The 10,166-nt window shown below is 62.8% G+C and carries 14 protein-coding genes; 7 read left to right on the top strand and 7 right to left on the bottom strand.

The window, feature by feature from the left end; genetic code table 11:
- The coding region (locus BR71_RS23740; RefSeq protein WP_244269657.1) for a transposase at window positions 1-290 on the bottom strand (290 nt) is incomplete at its 3' end.
- Window positions 291-469: 179 nt separating this feature from the next.
- The gene (locus BR71_RS17035; RefSeq protein ID WP_043640258.1) at window positions 470-1,897 is read right to left on the bottom strand and encodes a DEAD/DEAH box helicase; all 1,428 of its coding nucleotides are present in this window, start codon (window positions 1,895-1,897) and stop codon (window positions 470-472) included.
- A gap of 380 nt (window positions 1,898-2,277) precedes the next feature.
- Between BR71_RS17035 and BR71_RS23065 the strand changes: the two genes are divergently transcribed.
- Window positions 2,278-2,964 carry an MliC family protein gene (locus BR71_RS23065; protein WP_052370738.1) on the top strand — a complete coding sequence of 229 codons (687 nt, stop codon included), beginning with the start codon at window positions 2,278-2,280 and terminating at the stop codon, window positions 2,962-2,964.
- A 322-nt stretch (window positions 2,965-3,286) separates the two neighbouring features.
- Window positions 3,287-3,823, top strand: coding sequence for a YaeQ family protein (locus BR71_RS17020; RefSeq protein WP_019103624.1), 537 nt, complete (start codon window positions 3,287-3,289; stop codon window positions 3,821-3,823).
- A 5-nt stretch (window positions 3,824-3,828) separates the two neighbouring features.
- Here BR71_RS17020 and BR71_RS24290 read toward each other — a convergent pair whose 3' ends face one another.
- From BR71_RS24290 to BR71_RS17005, 4 genes are all read right to left on the bottom strand, one after another.
- Window positions 3,829-3,984, bottom strand: coding sequence for a hypothetical protein (locus tag BR71_RS24290; RefSeq protein ID WP_156039017.1), 156 nt, complete (start codon window positions 3,982-3,984; stop codon window positions 3,829-3,831).
- Entirely contained in the window at window positions 3,981-4,184 is a 204-nt protein-coding gene (locus tag BR71_RS17015) for a hypothetical protein (RefSeq protein ID WP_043640253.1), read from the bottom strand. Before BR71_RS17015 ends, BR71_RS24290 begins: the two co-directional genes overlap by 4 nt.
- Window positions 4,185-4,277: 93 nt before the next feature.
- Complete coding sequence (locus BR71_RS17010) at window positions 4,278-4,889, bottom strand: FMN-binding negative transcriptional regulator (protein ID WP_162179229.1); 612 nt, start codon at window positions 4,887-4,889, stop codon at window positions 4,278-4,280.
- The gene (locus BR71_RS17005; protein WP_043640248.1) at window positions 4,886-5,185 is read right to left on the bottom strand and encodes an antibiotic biosynthesis monooxygenase family protein; all 300 of its coding nucleotides are present in this window, start codon (window positions 5,183-5,185) and stop codon (window positions 4,886-4,888) included. The genes BR71_RS17010 and BR71_RS17005 overlap by 4 nt, the downstream gene beginning before the upstream one ends.
- 114 nt (window positions 5,186-5,299) lie before the next feature.
- Between BR71_RS17005 and BR71_RS17000 the strand changes: the two genes are divergently transcribed.
- Both BR71_RS17000 and BR71_RS16995 read left to right on the top strand, forming a co-directional pair.
- Window positions 5,300-5,830 (top strand): GNAT family N-acetyltransferase, encoded by a 531-nt coding sequence (locus tag BR71_RS17000; protein ID WP_052370734.1) that lies wholly within the window; start codon window positions 5,300-5,302, stop codon window positions 5,828-5,830.
- A gap of 51 nt (window positions 5,831-5,881) precedes the next feature.
- Window positions 5,882-6,379: a M48 metallopeptidase family protein gene (locus tag BR71_RS16995; RefSeq protein ID WP_043640245.1), complete on the top strand. Its 498-nt coding sequence runs from the start codon at window positions 5,882-5,884 to the stop codon at window positions 6,377-6,379.
- 209 nt (window positions 6,380-6,588) lie between these two features.
- Here BR71_RS16995 and BR71_RS16990 read toward each other — a convergent pair whose 3' ends face one another.
- Entirely contained in the window at window positions 6,589-7,587 is a 999-nt protein-coding gene (locus BR71_RS16990; protein WP_043640243.1) for a sulfate ABC transporter substrate-binding protein, read from the bottom strand.
- 211 nt (window positions 7,588-7,798) lie between these two features.
- On the opposite strand from BR71_RS16990, the gene BR71_RS16985 reads away from it, so the two are divergent.
- From BR71_RS16985 to BR71_RS16975, 3 genes are all read left to right on the top strand, one after another.
- A complete protein-coding gene (locus BR71_RS16985; RefSeq protein WP_043640241.1) occupies window positions 7,799-8,371 on the top strand; it encodes an RBBP9/YdeN family alpha/beta hydrolase in 573 nt (190 codons plus the stop codon).
- 174 nt (window positions 8,372-8,545) lie between these two features.
- Complete coding sequence (locus BR71_RS16980) at window positions 8,546-9,496, top strand: substrate-binding domain-containing protein (protein ID WP_043640238.1); 951 nt, start codon at window positions 8,546-8,548, stop codon at window positions 9,494-9,496.
- A gap of 114 nt (window positions 9,497-9,610) precedes the next feature.
- Window positions 9,611-10,153 (top strand): DUF2059 domain-containing protein, encoded by a 543-nt coding sequence (locus BR71_RS16975; RefSeq protein WP_019103452.1) that lies wholly within the window; start codon window positions 9,611-9,613, stop codon window positions 10,151-10,153.
- Window positions 10,154-10,166: the final 13 nt, after the last annotated feature.

The following is a 10,166-nucleotide window of genomic DNA, read 5'->3' as shown; positions in this document are numbered from 1 at the left end:
GGGCCGCGCCAACCTGATTTTTTTAATGCCAGCTCCAACACGCTTACGCCGTGCAAGTCAGGTTCGGTCCATTTGCGCCAATACGCATAGACGTTCTGCCACTTGGGAAAGTCAGGCGGTAGATAGCGCCACTGACAACCTGTGCGTAGAACATAGAGCACTGCGCAGAACACTTCATACAGATCCAGCTGTACCGGTTTGGTGTTACGCCGTACGCCACGTAGTAGCGGCTCTATCTGGGCAAACTTTTCTCGACTAATGTCGCTTGGGTAGGATTTTCTCTTCACCAGCCCATTATCGCTCACAAAAAGATCGTAAACAGGTTCTTAGAGCCTGTTCAAAGCCTCGCGAGCAAGGGCGAGACAAGGCGAAAACGAGCGAAAAATCAGAATGGTCAAGTGGTACCTGAGCATTTTGAGGATGTTTTCAACGCCGTATCGCCGAAGCACAGCAGACTATGAACAGGTTCTTAGCGGCCTTTCGGCGGGCTGAACAAGGCCGAGCTCGGACGCGAGGCGGCGGGCTTGCTGCGCTGGCCCTGACCCTGACCTTGCGATGAGCGCTGACCAGGCTGGCCGTTTGTGGCGTTTTTGGCCTGACCCTGTCCCTGGCGCGGCTTGGACGCCGGGGAGCGATGGCCGTGGCCGGTGGGCTTGCTGTCCGGCTGGTGGCGCGGCTTGCCGCCGCCGCCCTGGCGCTGCGGCTGGCCGCGGCGATTGCCGCCGCCCATCGGAATGGGCTCGGGTTTCACCGACAGATCGGCCTCGAAGCCGGGTACCGAGAAGCGCTCGATCGATTGCTTAGTGAGCTTCTCGATATCCTTCAGGAAGTTGAACTCATCGACGCAGACCAGCGATACCGCTTCGCCTTTGCTGCCGGCGCGGCCGGTGCGGCCGATGCGGTGCACGTAGTCTTCCGGCACATTGGGCAATTCGAAGTTGACCACTTGCGGCAGTTGGTCGATGTCCAGGCCGCGCGCGGCGATGTCGGTGGCGACCAGCACTTGCAATTCGCCGCTCTTGAAGTCGGCCAACGCGCGCGTACGTGCGTTCTGGCTCTTGTTGCCGTGAATCGCGGCGGCGGGGATGCCGGTCTTGTCCAGTTTTTCCGCCAGGCGGTTGGCGCCGTGCTTGGTGCGGGTGAACACCAGCGCCTGGAACCAGTTGTGCTCCTTGATCAGGTGGATCAGCAAGTCGGTTTTGCGGTCGCGGTCCACCAGGTGGATCTTTTGGTCCACCAGTTCGTTGGTGGTATTGCGGCGCGCCACTTCCACCAGCTTGGGGTTGTCCAGCAGGCGGTCGGCCAGGCTCTTGATCTCGTCGGAGAAGGTGGCGGAGAACAGCAGGTTCTGACGCTTGGCCGGCAGCAGGGCCAGCACTTTGCGGATGTCGTGAATGAAGCCCATGTCCAGCATGCGGTCCGCTTCGTCCAGCACCAGAATCTCAACGCCGGACAGGTCGATATTGCGTTGACCGGCATGGTCCAGCAGACGGCCCGGCGTGGCCACCAGGATGTCCAGCGGCTTGCGCAGCGCGCGGGTTTGCGGATTGATGTTGACGCCGCCGAACATCACCATGGAGGTTAGCGGCAGGTGCTTGCCGTAGGTCTGCACCGATTCTTCCACCTGGGCGGCCAGTTCGCGAGTGGGGGTCAGCACCAGCGCGCGCGGGCGGCCCGGCTGGGTGGCCGGCTTGCCCATCAGGATGTGCAGCAGCGGGAGGGTGAAGCCGGCGGTCTTGCCGGTGCCGGTTTGGGCCGCGGCCAACAGGTCGCCGCCTTGCAGCACTTGCGGGATGGCCTGGGCTTGAATCGGGGTGGGGGTGGTATAGCCGGTTTCGCTGACGGCGCGCAACAGGGGTTCGGCCAGACCGAGGTCGGCAAAGGTGAGTGTGGACATGTTTGCTCCTGCGACGGCCTATCGCAGTATGTGCGAACCAATCCAGGCTGACGGGAAAAAGTTAGGGATGCGATGGGCGCTTCGGGATGAAGCGCGCGCGGCGCGCAAAGATTGGAATTGCACGCGGGAGGCCGGAGTTTACCTTCAAATCGGCGGTTTGGGAACTTGTCGCCGCATTGTCATATCCATTTCAGCGGAATCCAAACCCGCGCAAAGCCGTTTTGACGGCTGATATTATTAATAAATGCGAATGGGTGAACTGGTATCATGTTGTCACGTCGCCGGTGCAGCGGAGCGCTGCGGCCGAGGCGGCAAGATGCCCTGTTTTGATGTGTCCGCCCGGGATGGGCGGCGAATAACGCAGTTCAGAGGAAATCGGTATGCCTGGATCCGCCCGTAGGCTGGTCGGCTTGATCATTTTGTGTCCGGCGTTGGCGCTGGCCGCCGGCAAAGGCGGCTCGGAGGGTGGTCATGGCCGTGCGGCGGCGAGCGGCAAGGCCGCCGAGGAAGCGGTGGAAGCCAACGCGCAGGTGGCAACCGATTTCAACTGCGACAAGCCGGGCAATCCGGTGGAGGCCATGGTGTGCCAGGACGAGAGCCTGACCCGGCAGGACAATCGGCTGGAGAAAGTCTACGCCCAGGCGCTGGAGCAGGCCCAGCAGGGGCGTCCGGGTGCCGAGGCCAAACTGATCGCCGAGCAGCGCCGCTGGGTAAAAAGCCTGAAGGACTGCGTCAAGACCGAGGACATGCATATGTGCCTGGGCGATGTCTACATCATGCGCATCACCCAGTTGCAGGCGGCTTGGGGATTGGCGCCGTCGCTGACGCCCTTGCGCTATGTCTGCAAGGGCAACGCCACCCGCACCGTGTTGGCTACCTTTTACCGTACTCACCCCCCCACGGTGAAGCTGGAGTACAACGGTTCCACCGCCATCTTGCACCAGGGCCTGAGCGGCAACGGCGCGCGCTACACGGCGCCGGGACTGGAGCTGTGGATCAGGGGCCGCGAGGCCAGCATTACCTGGCGCGGCGAACCTTTGGATTGTTCCAGCCAGCCTTCGCCCTAAGAACCTGTTCACGATCTGTTGCGCTGCGGCGATACGGCGTTAAAAACAAGCTCAAAATGCTCATGTGCCCCTCGACCATTCCGCTTTTTCGCTCGTTTTCGCCTTGTCTTGCTCTTGCTCGCGAGATCGTGAACAGGCTCTAATCAGCCGTTCAAAGCGCGCCGCGGCGAAAACGTCCTCCGCGTGTTGCGCGCCGTGCGAGCAAAGCCGCTTTTTCTGCCGTTTCCGCTGGTCTTTCCTTTGCCCGCGCAACTTTGAGCGGGCGCAACCGGCGCCGGCCCCGTACAATAGCGTCTTTATTCTGCAAAGCCGCGCACCGTCCATGGCCCTGTCCGCCACCATTTATAAAGCCAATCTTGCCGTGTCCGACATGGATCGCGGCTATTACGCCAGTCATCAGCTCACGCTGGCCCAGCACCCGTCCGAAACCGTCGAGCGCATGATGCTGCGCCTGGTCGCCTTTGCGCTCAACGCCAGTGAAACCCTGCAATTCAGCCGTGGCCTGAGCGCAGACGACGAGCCGGAGTTGTGGCAGAAAAGTTATGCCGACGATATCGAACTGTGGGTAGAACTGGGCGAGCCGGATGAAAAACGGCTGAAGAAAGCGTGCAGCCGCGCCGAGCAAGTGGTGCTGTACAGCTATGGCGGCCGCGCCAGCGAGGTGTGGTGGCCGCAGATCGAGAACAAGCTGTCCCGGCTGGACAAGCTCAGCGTGTTCCGCGTTGAGCCGGCCACGTTGGCGGAATTGGTCGCCATCTGCCAGCGCAGCATGCAGTTGAGCGCCACCATCCAGGATGGCCAGCTGTGGCTGGCCGACGAATCAAGCAATGTGCTGGTGGAGCCGCTGCGGCTCAAATAAGGCGCTCAGCCGCGCAGCCAGGCGCGCAGACGCGCCAGCCAGCCTGAGTGTACCGTGCGCGGCAGCCGCGCTTTGCGTTTGAGCCAGGGCATGCGTTGATGACGGGCCGCGTAGGCATTCAATAGCCGGCGGTGGCGCAGCGCCAGATCGCCGCGTTTCATCGCCGCGCGCTCACCAGCCGCCACCAGGCGAGCAAGGACGCGCGCCAGCCGAGTTTCGGCTCGGCCCGGCCGCGTGTTGCCGGAAAACGGGTTTCGAGTATGTAGCGGCGCAGCGCCAGCGGCGTCGGGTCCTCGTCCGGCAGGTAGTCCGGAATGCCGCGCGTCGGCAAGGCGCGACGGACAGGTTTGTTTGATGTCATGGCCAAAGGTTTCCAGGTGGAACACTTGGCTGAATGCTAGGCTCCGACGCGTAAAAAGAGGCTAAAGAAGCTGCGGTCTCCGATAAAAAGCGGCTAGTCGCGCCGCGCGTCGCGCACCGCGCGCGCCAAGGCGTCGTTTTCCCCTCCCATGCGCTCCAGCGCCGCGATCACGCCGTTCCGGTCCGCCGCGCTGCGGTTCTGGCTCAGCTTTTCCTTGATATCCCAACGCTTCACTCGTAGCCGGAAGCCGACGACTGCGCGCTGCATGGCCTGGATGGCCGGGTTTTCGCTGGGTAGCCGCCAGCCGGATTCGCCTTCGAAAAAGCGTACCTGCCGCTCCAGCTGGCTCAACAAGGCCGCGCCTTCCATTTCCTCCGCCACGCCGTGCGCATGCGCTGCCCGGTAGTTCCAGGTAGGCACCTGGGCGCCGCCGGCAGCGTACCAGGCCGGCGACACATAACCATGTTCCCCGTGAAACAATGCCACGCTGCTGCTGCCGCGCAGCAACGCTTGAGTGTGCGGGTTGGCGCGCGCCAGATGGCCGAGCAGGCAGTCTGGCTGTTCAGGATCGGCCAGCAAGATCAGATGGCTGATCCAGGGCTCGCCGTTGGTCTGAGGCGTGATCAGGGTGGCGAAGGGGTGGGCGGCCAGCAGTTCCGCCAGCGCGGCCGGGCGGCCCGAGAAAGCGTCTGGCGTATACATCATGGCGTCGGCTCCCATTCATAGCTGCGTTCGATGTGCGCCACTTCCACCTGATACTGGCGATACCAACGTTCGCGCCCCAGCTGCTGCGCCAGCATATGGTCGGCGTGGGCTTTCCACGCGCGGATGCTCTCGGCGTCAGGCCAGTAGGATAGAGCGATCTCTTGGCCGTCCTCAGAGGCGGAAACAAAGGCAAGACAGCCGAAGCGTTCCAGCGCCAGCTGGCGCATTTGCCGCGCCACGGCGAAGTACTCGTCATCCAGTTGCCGCGTGGCCGCGCGGAAAATCACGACATGCATGCAAGACCTTCCTGGAGTAAGGTGGGGGAATCGGCATTGTCTTGATTGCCGGCGGCCTTGGCCAGAACCAGTTTGGCCGCTGGCGTGGAACCACCGCGACTAGGAGGAGCGAAGATGACCAATAACCTATTGCTGCGCGCGGCGGATGCTGGGGATGTGGAGCGGATCACCGCGCTGCACGTCGCCAGCTGGCGGCGGCATTACCGCGGCATCCTGCCGGATGAGTATCTGGACCTGCGCGCTTGGGACGAGCGCCTGCTTGTGTGGCAGCGGCGTTTCGCCGCCGCGCGTCCGCCCTGGGTACAGCTGGCGCTGTGGCAGGGAGAGCCGGTGGGCTTCGTTTGCCTATTGCCGGACGAGGCGCCGGAGCGGGGCGTTTATCTGGACAATCTGCATGTGCAGGCCGGGCAGCAGGGGCGCGGCATCGGGCGCGCCTTGATGGCGGCGGCGGCGGCGGAAGCCTTGCGCGTTGCGCCGGGCCGGCCCTTGTTCCTGTGGGCTTACCAAGCAAATCGGGACGGCCGCGCCTTTTACCAGGCACTGGGCGGCGTGGAGTCCGCACCCTGCGAGGTGGACACCGCCGGGGGCCGGCGCGTGCTGGCGCTCAGCTATCAGTGGGATGATCCGTCCTGTTTGTTGCTGTAACGGTTTGCGTCGCGACAACACCGGGCCGCGCAGTCGTTTTACAATGTGGCGATGTCTACTCTCAACTATTTGCAACACTATCCCTCCGCTTTGCTAGGCCAGGTTCAGGCGCTGCTGGACGCCGGGCAGCTTGGCGTCTGGTTGGCGCGCAAGTACCCGGACAGCCACGATGTGCAGACGGACAAGGCGTTGTACCAGTATGTGTCCGAGATCAAGCAGCGTTATCTGAAAAACGCCGCCTTGCCGGCCAAGGTGAGCTACGACAGTCAGCAGCACCCGGTCAAGGGCACGCTGGGCACCAATACCTTCGTGTCGCGGGTGCAGGGCGGCAAGCTGAAGACCAAGAACGAGATCCGCATCGCCGCGCTGTTTCGCGACGCGCCCTTGCCGTTCCTGCGCATGATTGTGGTGCACGAGCTGGCCCATCTGAAGGAGAAGGATCACAACAAGGCTTTCTATCAGCTGTGTTGTCATATGGAGCCGGACTACCACCAGTTGGAGTTCGACATGCGGGTGTGGTTGACCTGGCGCGAAAGTCAGCAGGCCTGAGTTCTTGTCGCGGGATGAACAACAGCCCGGCTAGCCGGGCTGTTCGCATGTCAGAACCTGTTTACGATCTACTGCGCGTTGTGGGGCGTTACACGGTGAGTACGGCTTCGAAATGCCCATGTACCGAATGCACATTTCGCTTCATCAGCCGTTTTCGCCTTGTCTCGCTCTGACGCGCGAGGCCTTGAGCAGGTTCTACGGGGCGGTGTTTATTTCTTGGCTACTAGTTGATCGAACACGCCGCCGTCGGCGAAGTGCTTGCGCTGGGTGCTGCGCCAGTCGCCGAAAGTCTCTTGCAGCGTGAACAGCTTGACCTTGGGGAATTGGCCGGCGTATTGCGCCGCAATCTTGGCGTCACGCGGGCGGTAGTAGTTCTGCGCCGCGATGGTCTGGCCCTGAGGGGTATACAGGAACTTCAGATAAGCCTCGGCCAGCTTGCGGTTGCCCTTCTTGTCGGCCACCTTATCCACCACCGCCACCGGCGGTTCCGCCAGGATGGACAATGAGGGGGTGACAATGTCGAACTTATCCGGTCCCAGCTCTTTCACCGCCAGCACCGCCTCGTTCTCCCAAGCCAGCAGCACATCGCCCTGTCCGCGTTGTGCGAAGGTCAGCGTCGCGCCGCGCGCTCCAGTGTCCAGCACCGGCACGTGCTTGTATAGTTCGCCGACGTAGGCGCGGGCCTTGGCCTCGTTGCCGCCGGGCTGTTTCAGCGCGTAGCCCCAGGCCGCCAGATAGTTCCAGCGCGCGCCGCCGGAGGTTTTGGGGTTGGGAGTGATGACCTGGACGCCGGGCTTGATCAGGTCGCCCCAATCGCGGATGCCCTTGGGGTTGCCCTTGCGCACCAGGAACACGATGGTGGAGGTATAGGGCGAGCTATTGTCCGGCAAGCGGCTTTGCCAGTTCTTGGGCAGCAGGCCCTGATCCGCCAGCACATCGATGTCGTAGGCCAGCGCCAGCGTGGCCACATCGGCCTCCAGGCCATGCTGGATGGCCAGCGATTGTTTGCCCGAGCCGCCGTGCGATTGCTTGATGACGACGTCGCCGCCCTGTTTTTTCCATTGCTCGGCAAAGGCCTTGTTGACGTCTTGGTATAGCTCGCGGGTGGGGTCGTACGAGACGTTGAGCAGCTCCGAGGCCAGCAGCGGCGCGGCGCCGCTGAACAAGGCGAGGGACAGCAGGGCATGGCGGAAGGTGAGTCGTGGCATGGCGATTTCCTGAGAGTGCAAGCGATGATTGCATCTAATCAGAAATGTTTTAGAGCCAGAAGTGATTGTTTTTTATCTTTAAATTCCAAATAAATCTATGCGATGACAGTACTGCTTTAGAGGTATGGGGAATAAGTTTTTCGTTCAATATCATTTCCAAGAATATAAAAGTCATTCTACAGTGCGAGATCAACCTTTGAGGAGCTGAGCGATGGAACCTTCGCTGGCGGATTTCGACTTGATCATTCAGCCTGGCTGGCACAACTCCGGCCCGCGGCATTGGCAAAGCCACTGGCAGCGGCGTTTGAAAGCCGAGCGGGTGGAGGTAAGCGATTGGGACGCGCCGCGGCTGGACGACTGGCTGCAGGGCCTGGATCAGGCGCTTGAGAGGACGCGAAAGCCAGCCATCGTCGTTGCCCACAGCCTGGGCTGCGTAGCGGTGGCGCATTACGCGCAGCGCCATCCGCGGCGAATCGCTGGCGCTTTATTGGTGGCGCCGGCGGATGTGGAGCGGCCCTTTGTGCCGCGCGAGCTCATGGGGTTCGCGCCGACGCCGCGGCAGCCCTTGCCGTTTCCGGCCAGGATGGTGGCGAGCAGCAACGATCCGTTCTGCAAGACCCCGCGCGCGGCTCGGCTGGCGGGCTACTGGCGCACGCCCATCGCTTGGCTGCGGCAGGCCGGCCACATCAATGTGGAGTCCGGCCACTGCCAATGGGAAGACGGCTGGCTGCAACTGGAGCTGCTGGCGCAAAGGGTGCGGGCCAGCTTGAGCCAGGCGGCCTGAGTCTCCATCTGCCGCGCGTTGCGCCACGCGGCGCGGCGGGTCTTGAGCAGGCCCGCAGGCCGCTGGTGTCGCCGGGGGCATTGTGGCTCCCAAGCCATTGTTCGGCGTAGTTTCGCTTCAAGCCAGGTGGTCTAAACTGGGATGGCATGTATTTCAACCCTCTCTTGAGTGGCCATGATGCCGAGCCGATTCTTCGCCTGTTGTTGGCTGTCGCTGGCTGGAGCCGTTTACGCCGCCCCCTTGAGCCGCATCGGCGTGTCCGTGGGAGCGCTGGACAACCCCTTCTATCAGCTCGTGGCGCGCGGCGCGCTGAACGAGGCGCGCGCGGCCAATCCCAATGCGCAAGTCACCACCCTGTCCGCCAATTTCAGCCTGGAGCGGCAGGAGGAACAGGTGCGGCAACTGCTGCGTCAGCAGGTGGAGCTGATTCTGCTGGTGGCCGCGGACAGCAAGGCGGTGGCGCCGCTGGTGCGTATCGCGCACCAGGCCGGGGTGCGAGTGGTGGCGGTGGACGTGGATGCGCCCGGCGTCGACGGCACGGTCAAATCGGACAATGTTCAGGCTGGCGCGCTGGCCTGCCGTTATCTGGCGGAGCAGATGCACGGCCATGGGACGATGGTGATTCAGAACGGTCCGCCGGTGTCGTCTGTCTGGGACCGGGTGGCCGGTTGCCGCCGTAGCTTGGCCGCATTTCCCAAAATCCGCTTGCTCAGCCATCAAGAGAGCGGCATGGCGTCCAGCTGGGGCGGCAAGCGGCTGATGGAGCGGCATCTGCGGCGCTACCCTATGATCAACGGCGTGTTCTCCTGCAACGACCGCCAGGCGCTGGGGGCGGAGCAGGCCGCGCGGGAAGCCGGCCGCAAGGAGGTGATGGTGGCTGGGGTGGACGGCTCGCCGGATATCGAAAAGGCGTTGCGAGCGCAGAATCAGATTGTGGCCTCCGTCAGCCAAGCTCCGTACGCCATCGGCGCGGAGGCGGTGAAGCTGGGCCGCCAATTGCTGGATAAGCCCAACGCCAAGCCAAGCTTGGTGTTAGTGCCGGTGCAGCTGATCACTCGCGCCAATATCGGCGCTTACCAGGGCTGGCAGAGCCAGTTGCCGCCGGCCCCCGCCGCGGCACGCTAGGCGCAGGCCCCCCGTCTTTTTTGACCTGCGGCGGCGGCGGTGTCACACTGCCGGTGTTTTCGCGTCGGCCTGGCCGACGCCAGCTGTTTCCAACTCAAAGCCAAAGGATTCCACATGTTCGCATCACGCCCGCTCAAAGCCGGCCTGGCCGCCCTGGCGCTGACTTTGCCGCTGCTGGCGCACGCCGACGCCGCCCAGGACGCCGCCGTCAAAGAGTTGTCCGCCACGCTGAACCTGAACAATATGCTGCCGGAACTGGCGCAGCGCACCACCGCCAGCGCGATGCCGCTGCTGCAGGAATACTTCGTCAAGAACAAGATCAAGCTGAGCGAAGCTCAGCAGAAGAAGGCGCAGGAAGGCTTCAAGACCTACGGCGAGAACGTGCACAAGCTGGCCAGCGATTACTTTGGCTCCAGCACTGCCAAGCAGCAGTTCGAGCAGACTGTAGCCAAGGCTTACAGCGCCCAGTTCAGCGCCGACGAACTCAAGCAGATCAATGCTTTCTACAAGACCGCAGCGGGTCAGAAACTGCTGAAACAGCAGCCGCAGATCATCAACACCATCGCCGGCGACACCTTGAAGGCCGCCGAGCCGGTGCTGTTGCCCAAGATGCGCGCCGCCGCGGAAAGCTTCGGCAAGAGCATCGCCAAAAAGTAAGCGCATCCGCGCT

Source organism: Chromobacterium haemolyticum DSM 19808 (assembly GCF_000711885.1).
Taxonomy (GTDB): domain Bacteria; phylum Pseudomonadota; class Gammaproteobacteria; order Burkholderiales; family Chromobacteriaceae; genus Chromobacterium; species Chromobacterium haemolyticum.
This window is presented reverse-complemented; position numbering and strand designations above follow the sequence as displayed.